This is a genomic window from Mesobacillus campisalis (genome assembly GCF_000986785.1).
Taxonomy (GTDB): domain Bacteria; phylum Bacillota; class Bacilli; order Bacillales; family Cytobacillaceae; genus Mesobacillus_B; species Mesobacillus_B campisalis.
In genome coordinates this window covers 48,103-68,802 of record NZ_LAYY01000017.1, presented here as the reverse complement: position 1 = coordinate 68,802, position 20,700 = coordinate 48,103, and the positions used below count along the sequence as shown (strand labels likewise).

20 protein-coding genes are annotated in these 20,700 nt (G+C 45.8%); 9 read left to right on the top strand and 11 right to left on the bottom strand.

Features of this window, described 5'->3' with window-relative positions:
* Positions 1–96: 96 nt before the first annotated feature.
* From WQ57_RS15670 to WQ57_RS15645, 6 genes are all read right to left on the bottom strand, one after another.
* Positions 97–747 (bottom strand): bifunctional 4-hydroxy-2-oxoglutarate aldolase/2-dehydro-3-deoxy-phosphogluconate aldolase, encoded by a 651-nt coding sequence (locus tag WQ57_RS15670; protein ID WP_046524705.1) that lies wholly within the window; start codon positions 745–747, stop codon positions 97–99.
* A 63-nt stretch (positions 748–810) separates the two neighbouring features.
* Positions 811–2,304, bottom strand: a complete 1,494-nt coding sequence (locus tag WQ57_RS15665) for a UxaA family hydrolase (protein ID WP_046524704.1) — start codon at positions 2,302–2,304, stop codon at positions 811–813.
* Positions 2,305–2,335: 31 nt separating this feature from the next.
* Positions 2,336–3,778: a tagaturonate reductase gene (locus tag WQ57_RS15660; protein ID WP_046524703.1), complete on the bottom strand. Its 1,443-nt coding sequence runs from the start codon at positions 3,776–3,778 to the stop codon at positions 2,336–2,338.
* Between the two features lie 68 nt (positions 3,779–3,846).
* Positions 3,847–4,845 carry a LacI family DNA-binding transcriptional regulator gene (locus tag WQ57_RS15655; protein WP_046524702.1) on the bottom strand — a complete coding sequence of 333 codons (999 nt, stop codon included), beginning with the start codon at positions 4,843–4,845 and terminating at the stop codon, positions 3,847–3,849.
* A gap of 254 nt (positions 4,846–5,099) precedes the next feature.
* Positions 5,100–5,414, bottom strand: coding sequence for a DUF3892 domain-containing protein (locus WQ57_RS15650; RefSeq protein ID WP_046524701.1), 315 nt, complete (start codon positions 5,412–5,414; stop codon positions 5,100–5,102).
* A 108-nt stretch (positions 5,415–5,522) separates the two neighbouring features.
* The gene (locus WQ57_RS15645; RefSeq protein ID WP_046524700.1) at positions 5,523–6,419 is read right to left on the bottom strand and encodes a superoxide dismutase; all 897 of its coding nucleotides are present in this window, start codon (positions 6,417–6,419) and stop codon (positions 5,523–5,525) included.
* 259 nt (positions 6,420–6,678) lie between these two features.
* On the opposite strand from WQ57_RS15645, the gene WQ57_RS15640 reads away from it, so the two are divergent.
* The 4 genes from WQ57_RS15640 to WQ57_RS15625 are packed head-to-tail and all read left to right on the top strand — an operon-like array spanning position 6,679 to position 8,760.
* Positions 6,679–6,984, top strand: coding sequence for an antibiotic biosynthesis monooxygenase family protein (locus WQ57_RS15640; RefSeq protein WP_046524699.1), 306 nt, complete (start codon positions 6,679–6,681; stop codon positions 6,982–6,984).
* A complete protein-coding gene (locus WQ57_RS15635) occupies positions 6,981–7,340 on the top strand; it encodes a hypothetical protein (RefSeq protein WP_046524698.1) in 360 nt (119 codons plus the stop codon). The genes WQ57_RS15640 and WQ57_RS15635 overlap by 4 nt, the downstream gene beginning before the upstream one ends.
* A gap of 24 nt (positions 7,341–7,364) precedes the next feature.
* Entirely contained in the window at positions 7,365–8,027 is a 663-nt protein-coding gene (locus WQ57_RS15630; protein ID WP_046524697.1) for a cobalamin B12-binding domain-containing protein, read from the top strand.
* Complete coding sequence (locus tag WQ57_RS15625; protein ID WP_046524696.1) at positions 8,014–8,760, top strand: STAS domain-containing protein; 747 nt, start codon at positions 8,014–8,016, stop codon at positions 8,758–8,760. Before WQ57_RS15630 ends, WQ57_RS15625 begins: the two co-directional genes overlap by 14 nt.
* An 81-nt stretch (positions 8,761–8,841) precedes the next feature.
* Here the strand turns inward: WQ57_RS15625 and WQ57_RS15620 are convergent, their stop codons facing one another.
* On the bottom strand, positions 8,842–9,747 hold the full coding sequence (locus tag WQ57_RS15620; protein WP_046524695.1) for an alpha/beta hydrolase: 906 nt from the start codon (positions 9,745–9,747) through the stop codon (positions 8,842–8,844).
* Positions 9,748–9,905: 158 nt separating this feature from the next.
* On the opposite strand from WQ57_RS15620, the gene WQ57_RS15615 reads away from it, so the two are divergent.
* Both WQ57_RS15615 and WQ57_RS15610 read left to right on the top strand, forming a co-directional pair.
* Positions 9,906–11,267, top strand: a complete 1,362-nt coding sequence (locus WQ57_RS15615; protein WP_046524694.1) for a cytochrome ubiquinol oxidase subunit I — start codon at positions 9,906–9,908, stop codon at positions 11,265–11,267.
* A gap of 12 nt (positions 11,268–11,279) precedes the next feature.
* Positions 11,280–12,314 carry a cytochrome d ubiquinol oxidase subunit II gene (locus WQ57_RS15610; RefSeq protein ID WP_046524693.1) on the top strand — a complete coding sequence of 345 codons (1,035 nt, stop codon included), beginning with the start codon at positions 11,280–11,282 and terminating at the stop codon, positions 12,312–12,314.
* Between the two features lie 385 nt (positions 12,315–12,699).
* On the opposite strand, the gene WQ57_RS15605 is transcribed toward WQ57_RS15610, so the two are convergent.
* The 3 genes from WQ57_RS15605 to WQ57_RS15595 all read right to left on the bottom strand — a co-directional run bounded on the left by WQ57_RS15605 (position 12,700) and on the right by WQ57_RS15595 (position 16,998).
* Positions 12,700–15,060 carry an FdhF/YdeP family oxidoreductase gene (locus tag WQ57_RS15605; RefSeq protein ID WP_046524692.1) on the bottom strand — a complete coding sequence of 787 codons (2,361 nt, stop codon included), beginning with the start codon at positions 15,058–15,060 and terminating at the stop codon, positions 12,700–12,702.
* Between the two features lie 242 nt (positions 15,061–15,302).
* Positions 15,303–15,662: a Na-translocating system protein MpsC family protein gene (locus tag WQ57_RS15600; protein WP_046524691.1), complete on the bottom strand. Its 360-nt coding sequence runs from the start codon at positions 15,660–15,662 to the stop codon at positions 15,303–15,305.
* A 70-nt stretch (positions 15,663–15,732) separates the two neighbouring features.
* Positions 15,733–16,998: an L-lactate MFS transporter gene (locus WQ57_RS15595; protein WP_046524690.1), complete on the bottom strand. Its 1,266-nt coding sequence runs from the start codon at positions 16,996–16,998 to the stop codon at positions 15,733–15,735.
* Between the two features lie 464 nt (positions 16,999–17,462).
* Here WQ57_RS15595 and fdhD point away from each other — a divergent pair, with 464 nt between their 5' ends.
* From fdhD to WQ57_RS15580, 3 genes are all read left to right on the top strand, one after another.
* On the top strand, positions 17,463–18,251 hold the full coding sequence (gene fdhD, locus WQ57_RS15590; RefSeq protein WP_046524689.1) for a formate dehydrogenase accessory sulfurtransferase FdhD: 789 nt from the start codon (positions 17,463–17,465) through the stop codon (positions 18,249–18,251).
* 27 nt (positions 18,252–18,278) lie between these two features.
* Positions 18,279–19,298, top strand: coding sequence for a GTP 3',8-cyclase MoaA (gene moaA / locus WQ57_RS15585; protein WP_046524688.1), 1,020 nt, complete (start codon positions 18,279–18,281; stop codon positions 19,296–19,298).
* A 133-nt stretch (positions 19,299–19,431) separates the two neighbouring features.
* On the top strand, positions 19,432–19,716 hold the full coding sequence (locus tag WQ57_RS15580) for an ArsR/SmtB family transcription factor (RefSeq protein WP_046524729.1): 285 nt from the start codon (positions 19,432–19,434) through the stop codon (positions 19,714–19,716).
* Here WQ57_RS15580 and WQ57_RS15575 read toward each other — a convergent pair.
* Entirely contained in the window at positions 19,713–20,639 is a 927-nt protein-coding gene (locus tag WQ57_RS15575; RefSeq protein WP_046524687.1) for a cation diffusion facilitator family transporter, read from the bottom strand. The two genes, WQ57_RS15580 and WQ57_RS15575, sit on opposite strands and share 4 nt — an antisense overlap.
* Positions 20,640–20,700: the final 61 nt, after the last annotated feature.

Here is a 20,700-nt window from a genome sequence, read left to right as displayed (position 1 = left end):
CGGAAATACTGGCCTCTTTCATACGTTTATCGTTCAAAGTCAATTTCAAAAAAACTGGCCAAAAGGAAGATCGTTAGCCAGTTCTCACTATTGCAATTAAACTACTTCTCTTGCTTCCTGAACTTTCTGAACATATTGGCGGGCGTATTCCGTAATTTTCCCGTAATCTCCCGTTTTTGCCGGAGCAACCAGGTTTCCGCCAACCCCGACAGCCACACAGCCATTTTTGATCCATTGATCAACATTCTCTAGGCTGACTCCGCCAGTAGGCATAATATTAGCTTGAGGGAGCGGCGCCTTAACTGATTTTACAAATTCAGGACCAAAAGCATTGCCAGGGAATAATTTTATAAAGTCTGAACCATATTCCATGGCATTTTTCATTTCTGTGATGGTCATGCAGCCTGGCATATAGGGAACCTGGTATAAGTTGCAAAGCTTGGCTGTCTCCTGGTCAAAGCAAGGGCTAACGATGAATTCGGCACCGGCCAGAATCGCGATTCTCGCTGTAACAGCATCCAGTACCGTTCCAGCACCAATTACAACCTCTGGGTTATTTTGATATTGTTCAGAAAGTTCCTTGATGACTTGATCTGCTCCTGCCACCGTAAAAGTGACTTCAATGCCCGTAATTCCGCCTTTTACACAAGCATCCGAAATCCTTACCGCTTCTTCCGGGGAATCGGCTCTTACAACCGCCACGACTCCACAATCTGAAAGTTTGCTTAACACTGTTAGCTTTTTCATCGTCTTCTCCTCCAAAAGGCATCTATTATTGTTGAATCATAGAGAATTTATCGATTTCGTGTATTACAAAGTGACTCCGGTTTTAAAGATGGAAATTTCCCTGAAGTCGTTCTTTTCATTGTTAACCCATTCACCGCTTGCAACGCTGATTATATAATCGACAAACTCCATCAGGACCTGTTCTTCCGAAACGCCATCTTCCAGGAGGATGCCGGCATTGAAGTCCATCCAGTGCGGCTTAAGCTCATAGATTTGCGTATTGGTGGAGACCTTCATCGTTGGTACAAAGGTCCCGAATGGCGTTCCCCGCCCTGTTGTGAACAGAACCATCTGGCAGCCCGCGGCCGCGAGCGCAGTGGAAGCAATCAAATCATTGCCAGGGGCACTCAATAGATTGAGCCCGTTCGTTTTGAGGACCTCCCCGTATTTAAGAACGTCCACAACAGTCGAGGTTCCAGCCTTTTGTGTGCAGCCAAGTGATTTGTCTTCAAGGGTCGTGATGCCGCCGGCCTTGTTCCCGGGTGAAGGGTTTTCGTATACGGGCTGGTTGTGCTGGAGGAAATAATCCTTAAAGTCATTAATCAGCGAAACTATTTTTTGGAACACTTCTTCATTGGCTGCCCGTTCCATTAAAATCTTCTCGGCCCCGAACATTTCCGGTACTTCTGTCAGAACCGTCGTTCCTCCCTGGCCGATCAGGTAATCGGAGAAACGGCCGAGCAGCGGATTGGCCGTTATACCCGAGAATCCGTCCGAACCGCCGCACTTGAGGCCGATTTTCAATTCTGACAGCGGCACTTCTTCCCTTTTATCCTCTTTAGCAGATTCATATATTTCCATTACCAGTTTGAAACCTTCTTCAATTTCATCCGTGACTGCCTGGGAGATGAGGAATTTAACACGGTTCTCGTCGATTGCCCCTAGAGCCCGCTTAAATTCCGGCAGTTCATTGTTTTCACAGCCAAGCCCAAGGACAAGCACTCCTCCGGCATTGGGATGGTTAACCGCATTAAGCAGGATTTGCTTAGTGTTTTCATGGTCATCGCCAAGCTGGGAGCAGCCGTAGTTATGTTTCAGAACGAGAACATTATCAAATGGGCTGTTCTCGCCGACATGCTTTTCAAAGCGCTTGATGATTTTCTCCGCTATGCCATTTACGCATCCGACAGTAGGCACGATCCAGAGTTCGTTGCGGATGCCGACCTTTCCATTAGCCCTGGGATAGCCCTTGAACGTCCGTTGTTCATTTTTGTATGGAACAACCGATGTCTTGGGAGCGTATGTATACTCCTCGGTTCCCGATAAATTGGTTTTGGTGTTATGGGTATGAACATGCTCACCAGGGTGAATGGTTGTCAGGGCATGGCCAATTGGATATCCGTATTTAATAATATCATCTTTCTCCCTAATTTCGGCTATCGCAATTTTATGCCCGCGGCTGATATCCGCTTTTACTGTCAAATTGCTTCCATTAATTTGGAGAGTTTCACCCACATTTATATCCCTTAATGCGAGAATGATATTGTCGTTTTGATGGATTTGCAGGAAATCTTTCATTCGGGCCGCCTCCTTGATAGTGGATGATTTTTTAAAGATTAATAGCTTCCTGAATTCCCAGCGCTTCAATTTTTTCAAGGCTGGATGCAACTGCCTCCGTTAAGCCGGATATTTGCGTCAGGTCCGTCCCCCACAATGCCTGATGAGATAAGAGCGCACCTGAAAGCTCCTGCATGCTGATTTCCCGCTGGCAGTGTTTCTGCCATTGCGTCTTAAAAAGATTAAGAACTTCCGGGCTGTCCTGCAGGGGTATTTCTTCGCTGCCTCTTTTTCCTTTGTAGAAATATAGGAGACTGCTCAATGAAAACACCAGTCTCTTAGGGAGAGTTTTATTTTCTTTTACATAGTCAAGGAGGGTTGGCAGGTTTCTCGCTGTAAACTTTGAAATTGAGTTCAAGGATATGCTAAGCAGATAGTGTTTGATGTATGGATTCACAAATCGGCTGACCACTTCCCCTGCATAGTCGGTAAGCTCTTCTCTTGAACCTTCAAGCGTGGGAATGATTTCCTCGTGAATCATTTCCTTTATAAAAAGGCCGACCTCAGGATGCTTGACACTTTCTTCGACGGTTTCCAATCCGTATAAATAGGCAACCGGGGTCATCGCTGTATGGGCACCATTCAGGATTCTGACTTTCCTGGTCCTGTAGGGTGCCAAATCATCCACGAACAGAGTATTGAGGCCAGTTCCTTCAACCGGCAGTTCCTCTTTAATCCATTGCGGCCCCTCGATTACCCAAAGATGATATTGTTCACCCACAACCAAAAGGTTATCATGATAGCCAAGCTCCTGAATTTTCTCTTCATAGGAATCAGCAGGAAATCCCGGAACAATCCTGTCAACCAGGCTCGAACAGAATGTATTCGCCTCATGGATCCATTCAGCGAACCCTTCCTCAATATTCCAGTGGGCGGCATATTGGAGAACCACTTCTTTCAGCTTTCCGCCATTGTTCTCAATAAGCTCACAAGGAATCAGGATGCAGCCTTTCTCCCTGTCGCCTGAAAAGGCCTTATAGCGCTGATACAAAAAGGCTGTGAGTTTCCCCGGGAAGCCCTTTTGCGGACGGTCTTCCAGCTGGTCTGCTTCATCAAAAACGATGCCTGCTTCGGTCGTGTTGGAAACAATGAACCGAAGTTCTTCCTTCCCTGCAAGTTCCAGATAGTCCTGGTAATCTGTAAACAGGTTGATGCCCCTGCTGATTGAATCGATCACCATATGTTCATTAACCGGTTCTCCGTCTCTCATGCCCTGCAAATTGAGGGTAAACAGCCCGTCCTGATCATTGAGCCTTTCAATCTTTTCGGAGCCCCGCGGCTGGACGACGACAACGCTTCCATTAAAATCAGTTTTTTCATTCAGCACTTGAATTTGCCAGTCAACAAAGCCCCGTAAAAAATTGCCTTCGCCAAATTGAAGAACCCTTTCCGGACGAGCTGTTTTGTTAAAAATGCTTTTATTTAAATGATGCATATTCTTCCTCCCCCTCACTTTGCACGCGCGAATTAATGTATTTATGAATCTGCATATCCCATATGTCCTTAAATCCTCTTGGCAACCGAGTCCCTGACAACCAATTCTGTCTGGGCAAAGATTTTTTTCGGTATCTCCTTATTCCCGATCACCAGGGACAAAACGGTTTCTGCCCCAAGGACGCTAATCTTCTCAACGGGCCTTTTCACCGTTGTAAGCCTGGGGGTTGTATACTGGGAAAAACCGATGTCATCAAAGCCAACAATGGAAATGTCTTCAGGCACTTTTAATCCGTTTGCGAATATTGCATTCATTGCGCCAATAGCCATATCATCATTTGAACAAAATACGGCAGTTGGAGGTTCTTTTAAGCTGAGCAGCTTTTCCATACCGGCATAGCCGCTTTCCATGTCATAGTTTCCCCTTATGCGATAATCGCTTTGAAGAGGAATTCCACTAGCAGTCAGCGCCTCCTGATATCCCTCCAGGCGCATTTGGGTCGACTTGAACCCCTTTATTCCTTCAATGATAGCGATCTTCCGATGGCCGTTTTCCACCAAATGTTCAACTGCCTTGCGCGCCCCATCTGTATCATTGGAAAGGATATTCATAATGCCGGCTTCTTCAATGTCACGATTCAGGACCACCAAGGGGATTTCCTTCTGCAGCACGTGATAGATAAAAGGATTATCATGAACGCTTTGGCTCATTAGGATGATGCCATCGAACCTTTGCTGGTTGATGCTGGAGTAGTCATCATAGTCATCAAGACCTCTGACGAAAAGGTTGTAATCCTGGCTGATGACCCTGTTCACACCTTTAAGTGAATCAACAAAAAAGCTTGGTGAAGTTCCGGTGCTGATACTGGTGAAGAAAAGGCCAATGGTGTGTGATTTCTGCATCACCAGGCTTTTCGCATTGTAATTTGGCGAATAATTCAACTGGGAAGCTATTTCAAGAATCTTCCGCTTTGTCGGCTCCTTAATAAGCGGACTGTTATTTAGGGCCCGGGAAACAGTTGTATGTGACACATTGGCCAATTTGGCGATATCTTTGATTGTAACCATGTTTTGACCTTCCTTTTTTACTTTTCGCTATCCAAATTGAGTCTGTCTTCAACAGCATGTTAACGTTAACAATATAGTTCAAAAAAAATAAACGTGTTATTGTTGCTTTTTTTGTTCACGTTAACATTTCATCTTCATTTTACTTTTAAATGCTTTTTTTATCAACCTATATTATTTTTAAATTCAGAACTTTTCTCAATACAACGGAAAAGGCTGCCAGGCAAATAGCTTGCAGGCAGCCTTTAGCCTCGCCATTAAAATTCAGGCAGCTGATCAAGATTATTCTCTTTTACACCATCCGGCTCGCTGCGGAGAATATCCCTCCCGTACTTATGGAACACATCCACATGCTGGAGCAATCCTGCTTTTGCCTCATCCAGGGCAGTAATATAATCCAGTTCCCGCCCGCTGTCTGTTTTGAAGGCAATCAAATCCCCTTCATCATTTTTCCTTACTGCCACTATTTTCTCTTTCCCTGTCTGCATGCTATTGGACATTTCGTTTGCTGCCTGGGCTTCACCTTGCTGTTTGTATTCCTGATAAATCTTTTCGAAGTTTCCTGACTCCATGATTTACACCTCCAGAACATACGTTAGTGTTTACAGGAGGTTTTCTTTTTATGTGCATTCTATCGGAGAAGATGCCCAGTTGACAGCAGTATCATGCCCACCCTCCGCTTAAAAAGGCTCCCAGCGGAGAACACGGGCTTGGTTAAAACGGCGTTCAACTTCCTTCCAATTCACAACGTTCCACCAATTATCCACATATTTTGCCCGTTCATTTTTGTATTGCAAATAATAGGCGTGCTCCCAGACATCCAGGACAAGGAGCGGAATATTGTCCCACTGGGTAAGGTTCTGGTGTTTTTCCGCGGTAAGGATTTCCAGGCGGTGGGAACGGGGAGCCCATACAAGAATGGCCCATCCAACTGCTTCCACATTTTTGGCCGCTTCCGAGAAATGCCTTTTGAACTTGTTAAAACTGCCGAAGGAGGCATTGATGGCTTCAGCCAGTTTTCCTCCTGGCTTCCCGCCGCCATCCGGGCTCATGATGCTCCAGAAAATCGTATGCAGGTAGTGGCCCGAACCATGGAAGGCGGCTTCTCTTTCCCAATGCTTGATTAAGGCAAAATCCCCAGTATCCCTGGCTTTCTTCATTTCTCTTTCTGCTTTGTTCAGTCCGTCTACATAACTTTGATGATGTTTAGTGTGATGCAGCCTCATAATTTCCTCTGCTATCACTGGCTCAAGAGCGCTATAGCGGTACGGAAGCGGGGGCAGACGATGGCCCCCAATCGGTACAGGCTGAACCCTTTCCTCCTCCTGCCTCTCCAATTCCAAGCCTGCCAAATGGAAAATACCCTCCATGTTTTTCTGAAGAACATCTGCCCTGTTATATAGTTCCATTGCATCCAGATTTTCCGTTTCCGCTTTTAAAAACGTCAGCTCGCGTTCCCAATCCTTTAGATCCTCTTCTTCGACCGCTTGCTTCAGCTGTTCCCTTGCGTTTACCCAAACCAGCTCTATATTTTCCAACCATTCGGCCAATGACTCTCTGTAAGCTCCATCGGTCATTTCTTTCTCCTCCCCTAGATCAGCATCCGTAACAGAATATGATGAGGTTCAGTCCAAGTTGCCTTTAATTATAAGTCAGTTCCCGCAATGTGCAGAAAGTTTATACAACATCCTGCAACAGCACAGGTGACCATAGTGGAAACATAATTTGGGAGATTTGAAACAATGAAACTATAAGGTTATAATTAACTGTGGTTTATTAGAGCGAGGAATAATGGCGGTGCCTGGCACTGACCTTTTACAATTGGAGGAACAGTTCATGTATATTGTTCACAGCACAGTGGCAGTACCCGATGACAAAGCAGAAGAAGTGATTGCCATCTATCAAAATAGATCCAAATTGGTAGATACGTATAAAGGGTTTCTGTCTTTCCAATTGCTGCAGAACGAACAGGTTCCTTCTGAGCTTACTGTTCAAATCTGCTGGGAAACGAAAGAAGATTACCTTAACTACATAACCAGCGATGCGTATAAAAAGGTTCACGAACTGGAAAAAAATTATCCTGACCAGGAACTGGCATCCATCAAGCCAAAGGTCCAGCGCTACAGGAGAGTCGCTGAATGACGATCACAAGAAGAAATGAAATTATTGACGAAGTCACCCAGGGAATTTATCAGGATTTTCCGGTTCTCCTTGAAAAATTCGGGGAACGCGGAGTTGAAAAATGCCGGGAAGATAATGGTCACCATCTAAAACATTTAGAAACGGCCCTTTTTCTTGGAAACCCGCAATCTTTTATTGATTACGCCCATTGGCTGGACGGGATACTCACTTCCCGCGGAATGGCAACAGAGCATCTCGTTGATAACTTCTGCAGGCTGCAAAATGCGTTTACCAAGCATGAGCGCGCAAATGCTCCGAAATATAACGAAATACTGGAGAGTGCAATCCACTCCCTGAAAAAAGGAAATGACAGCTAGTCATAACAAATCGAGGTGAGAATCTTGCACGAACACGGAGCCGCTCTTGCCCAGCTGCTGCTTGAAGGAAATCAGGATGAGGCCTGGGAATATATCAATGAATACAGAAAAAAAGGCAAAGACAGCCTATATATATATGAACATATCATTACTGCCGGCATGGGGCATATCGGTTCTTTGTGGGAAACCAATAAAATCTCGGTGGCCGACGAACATCTGGCTACTTCAACCTGCGATTTTTTGCTTGCCCGCTACCAAATGGAGAAAAAGAAAGAACAGAATCCTTCCAATTCAAAAAAAGCCATGTTTCTATGCGTCGAAAGTGAACAGCATTACCTGGGAATCAAAATGGCTTCCCAATTATTCAGTGAAGCTGGGTGGACGACAAGATTCCACGGTCCAAATCTCCCGCTCGAATATGCGAAAAAAACGGCAGTGGACTGGCAGCCGGATGTGATTTGCCTCTCCTTTTCCATTCTGTATCATGCCGAACATCTTAATCCCTATATTGCCGAGCTTGAGAAATTACCAAATCGCCCAATCGTTATGATTGGGGGCCGCCTGCTGTCTCACTATGAGTTTTCGCGGTATGGCTCAAAGAAGACGATCTTTATGAAAAATCTGGAGGACGTGAGAGATTGGATTAAGCGTCATCCCCCTGGAGTGAAATCAAGTGTGTCCTACTAAATTTTTACCGCAGCCCTATTTCCGCATCAGCACAGATTTCGCCATTCTTACTGTATCCGACAGGAGCCTGGAAATCTATGAACCTTCCGGCAACTTCCTTGACTTGGTGGATTGGGAGAGCAGAAATAAAGCTGCTCAGCTTCTTGCCAAGAAGGATGAAAGGGCAGAAGGCGAATTGATCATGAAGACTAAGGACTCACCTTATGCCCTCGTCGATGTCAGTGTGGTCTGGGATAAAAGCGAAGGCCATATCATCTGCCTGCAGAAAGACCATCGCCTGGCAGAGCTTGAGAGCATCGTGGAGAAACATCGTCTGCGATTGGCTGAAACCAATTTGGAACTTTTGGAAAAGAAGGAGCAAGTCGAAAAGAGCTTAAACGAAATCAAAAGCCTTTCCTGCCCTTTTATTAAATTGACCAAAGGTACAGCTCTTGTGCCTCTGTTTGGAAACCTTGACCAGAAGCTTATCCAGCAAAACGAGGAAAGAATCATGCATAAAGCACATGATGGAGACTACGAGGACATTCTGTTTGATTTTAATGGTGTCGGTACTTTGACAGATGAAGGTGTCGATGCCTTCATCATGCTTATCAAAGAGCTGCAAATAATGGGGATCTCTCCCAGTATTATCGGCATAAAGCCTAATCATGCCTTTTACCTGAATCGCAGTCCCGCCAAACTGGATGTTCCTTTTTTGAATAGTTTAAGTAAAGCATTCAAGGCCATTATGTGAGTTTTTAAACCGGCTGCCGGAAAAGCATTTGACATGCCGGCTGCCGGTTTTCTTTGTTTCGGGATCTGTCAAGATCTTGTTTTAATCCCCATTTCCCTGGATGATAAACGAGTCAAGGCAGTTAAAAGTTTGTTTCAAAAAATCCTCACGCTCATTTAGCAGTTGGTGATTGCCTCCTCTTACAATCCGCATTTCACAATTTGGAAATTTCCGTTTTATAAATGCAAGGTTGTATTTCCAGTCCACTGTTTTATCCTTATCACCCTGGATAACCAGGATCTTTTTATCGGAATCAGGATAGTTTTCCAGCACATTCTGCCAATTTACGAGCGCTTGGAACCACCCCACCGGTATCCTTCCGTTCTGAAGCGGATCTTCCTTTACCTGCTTCAAATAGTGGAGGTTGGAGGAATTCCGTTTATATACTCGCGGCAGCATGGTAACCCTTCTTTTCATCAGGATTAGACCCGCCCTTGACATATGCCAATTATGCGAACGGACAAGCGGACTGACCAATACGGCTGTTTCGATCATGCCTCCATAACGCAGCAGATAATCCATCAGAATGGCTCCTCCTGTGCTATGGGCAATGGCAACGGAGTACTGGTCCGCTTTCTTCCTGTATCTCTCCATAATTTCCTTGAATAAATCCACATAGTCATCAAAGGTCCTGATGGCTCCCCTATCCCCTGTTGATAAGCCATGCCCCTGCAAATCATAAGCGACAACCTGGAATTGAAGCGAAGTTAAATGCCGGATTAACTGGCTCATGGAGCCGGAATGGTCAAAGTACCCATGCAAAACATAGCATACTCCTCTAGGCGCTGCAGGGGTAAAACTCTGGATGAATATTTCTTCATTGCTCCTGCTGCGGAAAAACTCATGAGAATGCTCCACCCCGCTGCAGTTCAAGTTGTAGTACTGAAGGTAAGCCTGCATATTCCCTGGTACGTCTTTGCCTTGGACTTTTAGGAAATCTCTGGTCATCAATATCTTCCTTTACACAAATGATACTTATCCTCATGATATTCTTCCTCATGATATATAAATCCTTCCTCACCCTTATGTAGAAAGGTTACATATTCCTGGAGTGCTTGGAAATTATATGTAAGACAAGAAAACTCCGGGAAAGGAAGAACCTATACATGAATGATATTCTGATAGCCCGTTCCTTGTTTGGAACAACCATGGCTTTTCATATTATCTTTGCTACCATTGGCGTGGGGCTGCCGATGATGATTTTAACGGCCGAGCTCCTCTACCAAAAAACAAAGGACCTTGAATATGTAGTGATGGCTAAGCGGTGGACGAAAGCCTTTGCCGTTTTGCTTGGTGTCGGAATTCCGACAGGTACGATTGCAGGAACTCAGCTGTCGCTTTTATGGCCGGGGTTTATGGAAGTGATCGGCAGGGTGATGCCCCTGCCCTTCCAGATTGAAATCTATGCTTTCTTCATTGAAGCCTTGTTCATGTCTATTTATGTTTATGCCGCTGAACGGATTGCTCCGTGGATGAGGATTGCCAGCCTGATTCTCGTGGCTCTGGGTGCACTTGCCTCGGCGGTGCTGATTACCAATGTGCACGCCTTTCAGGGTACTCCGAGAGGATTCCGCTATGAAAACGGGCAATACCTGGACATCGATCCCTGGGCTGCCTTTTTCAATCCAAGCTTTCTTGTGACCGCCACTCATGTCGCTGTTTCTGCTTATGTGGTGGGAGCTTTTGTGGTGGCCTCTGTTTCTGCCTTTAAAATGCTTAAAAATGATTTCGGCTCAAGGCTGTACCGTTTCCATCAAAAGGCGTTGATGATTTCCCTTGTTGTTGGCGGACTCGCAGCATTCGGAACAGCCATTAACGGCCATGAGGCAGCCCAATACCTTCATGAATACCAGCCTGAAAAACTGGCTGCTGCCGAAGGCTTGTTCGAGACCCAATCCCATGCGCCTCTGGCCATTGGGGGCTTTACCGATCGTGAAACCCAAACAGTTAAATGGGGCATTGAAATTCCGTGGGCCCTTAGCTTCCTTGCAGGAAACAGCTTCGATACGGTCGTTGTCGGGTTGAACGACTTTCCGGAGGAACTTTGGCCCCCCTTATTCATCCATACTCTTTTTAATGCCATGGTGGGCATCGGCTCATTGCTGATTTTGATTGCGATTTTCGGTCTATTATGGAAGAAGTTTTTTAAAAAGGACAGGTTCCCAAAATGGTTTTTGTGGACGATGGTGGCCTCAGGTCCATTGGCTGTCGCCGCAATAGAATTTGGCTGGATCTTTGCCTGCACCGGGCGGCAGCCATGGGTAATCTACCGGATTTTGTCCACAGCGGAGTCGGCAACCACTGCTACAAATCTTGGTGTACTCTTCATCCTGTTCCTGGGCGTGTACATCATTTTGGGCATCGCTGTTGTTTTCGTCCTGCTATACTATTTCAGGAAGAATACGGTGCTGGACGACCTCCAGCGTGCCGAAAGGAAGAACGTACAGCTATTTAGTTCGAATTCATAGGGGGCCTTGCCAATGACAGATGCATTGATTGCGATTACGGTACTTTGGGGATTTGTTTTTATTTATGCCGTTATGGCCACGATGGATTTTGGTGCAGGCTTTTGGTCGATGATCTATTTTAACCGGCAAAAAACGAGAGCAACGGATATTGCAAACCGGTATTTGTCACCTACATGGGAAGTAACCAATACATTTATTGTGGCTCTTGTTGTTGCCGTATACAGCTTGTTTCCGACAGCGGCCTATACACTGGGAACCATCCTGCTGGTTCCCGGGAGCATGATTTTGCTCCTCCTTGCATTGCGCAGTGCGTTCCTGGTTTTTTCCAATATCGCCACCGAATATAAAAAACCTCTCACCTATATCTCGGGAATTGCAGGTATCCTCATTCCAGGCCTGCTGATCAGTGTGCTTCCAATCACACACGGAGGATTTGTAGAATACGGCGAAGGCTTAACCCAACTAAACCTCGCCCGGCTCTTCACAAGCGAGAATGTCTATGCTTTTATAGGTTTTGCCATCAGCAGCACGCTTTTTCTGTCTTCGCTATTGCTGGCTGACTACTCAAAGGTTTCCGATGAGATGGATGCTTATTATGTATACCTGCGCGATGCCAAAATCTCGGGCCCGATCTCCTTGCTGATGGCTTTTTGCATCATGCTTACATTGGAACGGGAAGCAAACTGGATATATACCAGGATGATGGATGACCTTCCGCTCCTGCTCATCTCGCTTGGCTTCTTTTTGATTAGCGGCCTTGGATTGTTTGTGACCAACTTTTTTGATAAAAGGATTCAGGGAATGCCAAGGCTTTCGGTGATTGCGGTGACCATTCAATATTTTATTGCGAGCTATGTTTATGGAAAGGCTCATTTGCCTTACATCATTTATCCTGACGTAACCATAGAATCCGCATTTACGGACCCCAACTCGTTCAGAGCCGTCTTTATTACCTATATTGTCGGGTTCGCCATTCTTTTTCCCGGATTCATTTATTTCTGGAGCTTGTTTATGCATGATAAAAAGTACTTGCGGCAGAAAGGATGAGGCTGGATGACCAGCCTCCTTTTTAATGTGGTGGGTTTGATTGTCGCTTCTCGGACCCAAGAGGAGTTATTGGTGACCGCTTCAACCATTGTATCTCCTTAGTGGGCTTCAAGAGGACTGATTGGCGACCGCTCCAACCATTTTCCCCCTCTCTACGGGCACCAAGAGGACTGATTGGTGACCGCTTCCACCATTTTTTCCTCTCGACGGGCACCAAGAGGACTGATTGGCGACCGCTTCACCCATTTTTCCCTCTCGACGGGCACCAAGAGGACTGATTGGCGACCACTTCATCCTTTGTATCCATTTCGCGGGCTCCAAGGAGACCTACCAAATATTCCCACCCGATATAAAAAGCTTGCAGACCAAGTCTGCAAGCCTCTTTTTATGCTGGCGCATCGATTTCGTCCTCTTCGATGCGCTTTTCCTGATATTGAACATCTTTACGGGCGCTGTAGCGATCTGCTTTTTCAAGCGTAACCGTGATGTTGTAGTCCGGGATTCCGGCGAATTTCTCGTAACGTCCTCTTGGCAGCAGGAAGTTTCCTTCAGGGAAATGGACTTCCACGTTTCCGCGGGCAATTTCAACGAACTTCGCACGTCCCTGGAATACGCCAAAACCATTATGCAGCACGATGCCTTCTCCTTCCGCAATGCTCAGGTCATGGGCGTCTTCGGCATTCATAAGCACATCGTATCGTCCGGCGCCGTTCAATGGGTCCACTTCACTGTACACCATCGAGTTAAATTGCTTGCCGCGGCGGGAAGTAACAATGAATTGGCCTTCCTTTTTGCCAAGTTCCGGAATCTCGACAGGGACCAGGTTTCCTTTTCCGTCTGCTGTAGGACAGATACCATCTTCACAAAGCCACGCTCCGCCCCACTGGAAGACATCACCGGCTTTTTTCAAGTGCTGGATACCGTCATAGCTTGGGTTTGCTTTCGCTATCTCATCGCGGATTTCCTGGCCGGAACTAAATTCAACCAAATGGGCTGTCTCCGGTTTTACGCGCTTGGCGAGGTCGATATATATCTTCCACTCAGCACGTGCTTCTTCAATAGCGTTTTTATTGCCTTCAATTTCAGGGCTAAAGTATACCATCCGCTCAGTAGAAGTGGATGTTCCGCCGTCTTCCTGCTCATACCGGGTTTTGGCTGGAAGCACGATCACCGCTTCTTTTGCATCCACAAGCGTTGATGTATTCAGGATGATATCCTGGTGAACACGGATTTCGAGTTCGGAAAGTGCCTTTTCAATAAAATTCGGATCTGGCATAGTCTCAAGGAAATTGCCGCCAGACATATAATACAATTTAATCTTTCGTTCATGATCTTCTGGCAAAAGGATGTTTTCAAGTGTCACGCCGACAATGTCTCCCTGCCATTTCGCCAGTTCAAAGCCCCATAGCTTTTCAATTCGTTCCATGTTTTCACCATAGAAGTCGCCGCCAGGAAGAACGAATGGGTCTGCTCCCATTTCTCCGCTTCCCTGGACGGAGGAGTGGCCGCGGAATGGCATCAGACCTACATGCTTGCGGCCAAGATGTCCGCGAAGCAGCGCAAGGTTCGCTACCTGGGAGATATTGTCTGTAGCAAATGAATGCATCGTAAGACCTAGCGCCCATGCGTAAACAGCATTTTTGCTGTTCGCCAATATTTCAGCCAGCTCGATGATCCGCTCTTTCGTAATCCCGGAAGATTTAATAATTTCTTCCCACGACTGCGCCTGGACATTTGCTTTCAGTTCTTCATATCCATTCACATGCTCATTGACAAACTGGTGGTTGATCGCTGAACCGTACTGCTTCTCTTCCATGTCAAACCAGTGTTTCATGATTCCGTGCATAAAAGCGATGTCGCCGCCAATATTCACCTGATAGAAATCATCGGCAAGCTTTGTGCCAAACAAAGCAGACTCCGGATTGGATGGGATCCAGTATTTATCCATTGCCGGTTCTTTATAAGGATTGACGACAATGATTTTTGTTCCCTTTTTCTTTGCTTCAAGCATGTATTTTGAAGAAACAGGAGATGCGTTGGAGGCGACACTTCCCCAGAACAGCAGGACATCTGTACCAATCCAGTCAAGGTAGTTAGCAGTTGATGCGCCAACTCCGATTGAACGCTTCAGGGCTGTCTTGGATGGTGAATGGCAAATCCGGCTCGCATTGTCAATATTGTTTGTTCCCAGGAAGCGAGATACCTTGCCTGCTACATAATAGGATTCATTGGTGATCCCGCGGCTTGTCAGGTAAAAGGCATACTGCTTAGGATCGAGTTTCTTCATTTTATTCGCAATCATGTCCATCGCTTCATCCCAAGTGATACGGGAAAACTTGCGCTCGCCTTTCCTGCGGATCATTGGATACGGGATGCGTCCAAGTTTGCGAAGTTCGGTGCTGTCATACTTGCGAAGCTCATCGATATCCGCATGAAGGATTTCCGGTTTGATGGAGCCCGCTGTGTTCAGGCGAAGTACATTCAATCTAGTTGTACATACATGCGGGCCTGTCAGCGTTTGGTCGTATAGACCCGAAACACCGAGTGCACAGCCGTCGCAAACACCCTTAGTAATGATGTTGGCTGCATAGCCGAGGTTGTCACGGTTGTCCCAGGCAATTTTCATCGTGTCCCGAATATGCTTCGGCTTGATTTTTGTCAGTCCAAAAGGAATGGGGCTTACCCAATGCTTTGGTGAAGGCATCGCCGCTTTCTTCTGAGGACCTGGATGTTTTGTTTTTCCCATTCTGAAACCCTCCTGATACAGTTTTAGCAGGTTATATAATAGAAAAATCCCTTTTTCTGTTTTTCCATAGTAATAATTACTGTATTAATTTTAATTACGATAGATATAGTAACTTTACGGTTGAATGAAAGAAGGCTGTGCCCGTGAAACGAAAAAACCACCGCGAAATCCAATGCATCACTGCTTGCTGATGGATTCATACGGTGGTTAGTCTTTTGCAGGTTCGCTACCAAGTGCCATACCTAAAGATTAAATTTTGCCTGAATGTCTTCGTCAAAAACGAAGATTGACATTCCAAAATCGCGGTCAATATCAATATCGACAAATAACTCTTTAAATTTGCACCCCAGGAATTCTTCCATTTCTTTTGGAGGATTCCTGCGGTACATTTCTTTTACCATTTCGGTCCTGGCTGCCCTAAGCGCCTGCTTGCCTTCGCTTGCAGAAGCCATGAATTTTTCGACTGGAGAGAGGTTCCCCTCCATCTCACAAATGGCCCAATTCTTACAAAAAGTGGTGGTAATCTTGCTTGGTCCTTTCCCCATATGCTTCTTACGGAATGAACGGACTATATTGCTGAATTCAGCTTCGTATTTATTCACAATATCCTCCCATTTCAAGCGGTCTTACATGATAGGTATTGTACCATACGAACGATTGAAGCGTGAAAAATTAGCTTGCCAGATTGGATGGCTTCGCTTCATTCCGTTTACGCAATCGGCTGATATCGACGCGGACAAGCAGGGAAACGATTAAGGCGAGCACAAACATTCCCGAGAAGAAAGAAAGACTTCCCGCATAGCTGCCTGTTGTATCTTTGATCCATGCTGCAAACATTGGACCAGCCAAACCTGCAGCCGCCCAGGCTGTCAGGATGTAGCCATGAATTGCACCTAGCTGTTTTGTTCCGAAGACATCACCGATAAATGCCGGAATCGCTGCGAACCCGCCGCCATACATGGTGTAAATGATTGCCAGCATCACCTGGAAAAGGATGGCGGATGTCGTTTGCGGCAGAAGCATGAACAGGACAATTTGCGAAGCAAAGAAAATGGTGTAGGTATTTGGCCGGCCGATGTAATCGGAAATCGTCGCCCATCCCAGTCGCCCAAAACCGTTAAACAGGCCCAGTACACCAACAAGTGCGGCTGCTTCGGCTGTTGTAAGACCAATACTTTCTTCCGCAAGCGGCTTTGCTGCCGACAGAATCGCGATTCCGCAAGTAATGTTTATGAAAAGCATTACCCACAGGTAGTAGAAGCGCTTTGTTTTCACTGCTTCATTGGCTGTTAGCTGAGCAAGGTCTTCCTTGAACTTTGTCTTTCCTGACTGCACTTTCTCTTTAAATCCTTCAGGCATCCATCCAGCTGGCGGCCTTTCCAAATAAAGGGATGATAAGGTCATGATGATTAGGTAGGAAATACCCAGTATATAAAAAGTATTTGCCGTGCCCACAGATTTAATCAGTGTATCCATAATCGGGCTTGCCACTGCTGCTGCAAAACCAAAGCCCATGATCGCTAGGCCTGTTGCCAGTCCGCGGCGGTCCGGAAACCATTTCACCAAAGTGGATACGGGTGCGATATAGCCGACACCTAATCCAATTCCGCCAAGCACTCCATAGGTTGCATACAATAAAGGCAGTGATCCAAGATTAACGGCCACTCCAGAGCCAATGATTCCTGCTCCGAAAAAGCCTGCTGCCAGCAACCCGGCTTTTCTTGGTCCATATTTTTCGACAAAATGGCCAAGGAAGGCTGCAGACAATCCTAAAAATAAAATCGCAATGCTGAATGTCAATTGTACTTGCTGAGATGACCAGCCGAATTCCTCAATTAAAGGATTCGTAAAGTTGCTCCACGCGTATACGGAGCCGATCGAGATGTGAATCCCTACCGCCGAGGCGGCAATCAGCCACCTGTTCTTGGTTGTTTTCATGCTTCTTCCCCCTTAGTTCTTGCAGTTCCATCTTTAAATTGGTTATGCCGCAGCGGGCAGATATGTATAAAGGCCCCCAGGTACAACTCTATTAACCAATCAAATAATAGAACCTTGGACAACAAAAAACCGCCAATCTCTCTGCCATTCCATGGAAAAATGGCATATTGAGGGAGATTGACGGTTAGTTTCTAGCAGGTTTCGCTACTATCGGACCAACAGTTAATCGCTTTCATTCTAGTAACATTTAAACCGACGACAGGGTCGCTATCTCGAATCAAAATGTGACAGATTTGTGAAATCAAAATGAATATTATCATTTAACAAAGTGATATGCAAGTAATTCTGCAAACTTTGTTACATCAATTTTACACTATGAACGAATTGTAAATTTCACTTGTGCTTTTCTGCAAAATGTGTATAGAATTTAATTACTCTTAAATCAAAGAATCTAGGTGAAGACAATGTCGGAAAGCATGAGCGAAAAATATACCATCACCAAATACTCTAATGGACAATTCCTTCATGTCGAGGATGTCATTGTAAATGAATTTCCATTGACGATTTTTGTCAATGATTCCGAGTTTGCTACCATGGTGTGCACTCCCGCCCATCTCGAAGAAATGGTTGTCGGATTTCTCGCTTCCGAAGGTGTCATACGTTTTTACAGCGACATTCTTTCCATGAGCATTGATGAAGACCGAGGCTATGCCTACGTAACGATAAAAGCGGAAACAACAACCAACCAGCAGTACTATTCCAAGCGATTCATTGGTTCCTGCTGTGGAAAAAGCCGGCAATTCTATTTCCATAATGATGCAAAAACGGCCAGGACATCAACCTCCACCACAGCCATTTCAGCAGTTCAGGCTATCACTCTTATGAATGAGATGCAGAACAGCTCCCGTGTTTTTCATGAGACAGGCGGTGTCCATAATGCAGCTTTGTGCACCCCTGAAGAAATCATAGCGGTTCGCACCGACATCGGACGCCATAACGCACTAGACAAGCTGTTGGGATTCAGTATTTTGAATAAAGTGCCTGTTCGTGATAAAATCATAGTATTTAGCGGGCGCATCTCATCTGAAGTTTTATTGAAAGCGGCTAAGATTGGAGTTGGCATCGTCCTCTCAAAATCGGCGCCAACGGATTTGGCGATCAAGCTTGCCAATGACCTGAACATCACTGCGGTCGGATTTATCCGCGGGAACTCATTCAACGTCTATTCCTGTCCGGAACGAATAATAGATTAGCAGTTTTTAAAAAGGAGGGAAAAACCGATGCAAACAGATACAACGGTTTATGATTATTTTAAACGCCCTCTCCGTGATTTGCGCATTTCAGTTACAGACAAATGCAATTTCCGCTGCACTTATTGCATGCCCGCGGAAATTTTTGGTCCGGATTATCCATTCTTGAAACGGGAAGAACTCCTCTCATTTGAAGAATTGGAACGGCTTACCCATATCTTTGTCGCATCGCTCGGTGTTAAAAAAATTCGCATTACCGGCGGAGAACCCCTAATGCGGCCCAATGTTGCCGAATTGATCAGGAAGATCAACGGTATCGATGGTGTCGAAGATATTGCCATGACTACGAATGGTTCCTTATTGCCCAAATACGCCAAAGAACTTAAAGAAGCTGGCCTTAAGCGTGTTTCCATCTCCCTTGACTCTTTAAGGGATGAAATCTTCGGCCAAATAAATGGACGAGGTGTGTCGGTCCAAACCGTCCTTGACGGCATTGATGCAGCCAGCGATGCTGGTCTGCAAGTGAAAATCAACATGGTGGTCAAAAAAGGGATGAACGACTCGGACATCCTCCACATGGCCAGATTCTTTCGTGAAAAAGGCCATATTCTTCGTTTCATCGAGTTTATGGATGTCGGCAATACAAATAAGTGGAAACTGGATGATGTTTATCCGAAGAGCCGGATTATTGAAGAAATCAGCAAGGTCATGCCGCTTGAGCCGATAAGCCCAAACTATAGCGGAGAAGTTGCCAGCCGATTTCGGTACATTGGCTCCGAAGATGAAATCGGTGTCATTTCTTCAGTGTCTGATGCTTTTTGTTCGACATGCAACCGGGCTCGGCTTTCAGCGAGCGGAATGCTGTACACATGCCTCTTTGCCTCTAAAGGGCATGATATCCGTTCCCCTATCCGGTCCGGCTTAAATGACGATGAACTGACCGGTCTCCTTCAGGATGTCTGGAACGGCCGAAAAGACCGGTATTCCCTGGAGCGCAGCACAACAGACGCGGAGCGCCCTAAAATCGAAATGAGCCATATTGGCGGGTAACGACTAACGGTTACACCCATATGCAATTAAAAAAATCGCGGGATTAAAATCCCGCGATTTTTAATTTAAAACGAAAACGATATAATTTACAATAAGGAGGCTGATTAGCTTGGGACAGAAAAAATATGAAGTCATGGATGAAGAAACCCTGTTTATCGTTTCACAGACATTTAAAGCCCTGGCAGATCCGACCAGGTTGAGGATTCTTCACCTTCTCTTTCAGGATGAGCATTCTGTAAACGATATCGCTGAAGAGCTCTCCCTTCTCCAATCAACCGTTTCTCACCAATTAAGATTCCTGAAAAACCTTCGCCTTGTCAAATTTCGCAAGGACGGGACATCGGTTTACTATAGCTGTGACGATGAGCATGTGAAAAGCATTTTGAAGCAAACCATTGATCACGCTAATCACCATTAATTGCATGTGCCATGCTGGCTTGGGCATCCTGCTTCTGCCGATTCTACCTGGATGGTGCTATGGTCAATCCCAAACTTGTCGTGGAGGACTTTCTGTGCGTGGTGGAGAACATCGTCATGGCTGCTTCCATCAGATATGGCCAGGTGGCAGCTAAGCATTGGAACTCCGGAAGTGATGGACCAAAGGTGGAGATCATGGACAGACCGAACTTCTGCGATGGATTGGAGAACAGCTTTGACTTCATCAACCTGCAGGTGGGCTGGCGTCCCTTCCATCAGAACGTGGACCGATTCTTTTGTTACCCTCCAGCCGCTTATTAATATGAGCACAGCCACGACAATACTGGCTATTGGATCAGCCATACCCCAGCCGAGAAAGTAGATGCATAAAGCTGCGATGATCGCCCCTACCGATCCAAGCATATCGCCAATAACATGGAGAAAAGCACTGCGCACATTCAAGTTCTCATCCTTGTCGCCTTTCATCAAAATCCATGCAGCCAAAATATTGACAAGCAGCCCAATGAAAGCAATCAGTAGCATTCCGAGGCTCTGTACTTCCGGCGGCTGAAGAATCCGATGGTATGCCTCATAAAAGATATACAACGAGATAATGATTAGCGTAGCGCCATTGATCATGGCAGCAAGAATTTCAAATCGTTTATAACCGAATGTTTTGCTTGAGGTAGCCGCCTTTTCTCCCAGTTTGATGGCAAAAAGGCTTAATCCAAGAGCGGCTGCATCGCTAAGCATATGCCCAGCATCGGATAACAGTGCGAGACTGTTTGTCAGCAATCCCCCAACCAGTTCCACAAACATAAATGCTGAGATAAGGATAAACGCCCATAAAAGGGCTTTTTTATTGCTGCTGGTATGATGATGCCCGTGCCCATGCGCGTGTCCATGGGAATGATGATGGCCCATGTCTTTTCCCCTCTTTCAAATATGAATATATGCTCATATATACATTATGACGGATGTTTCC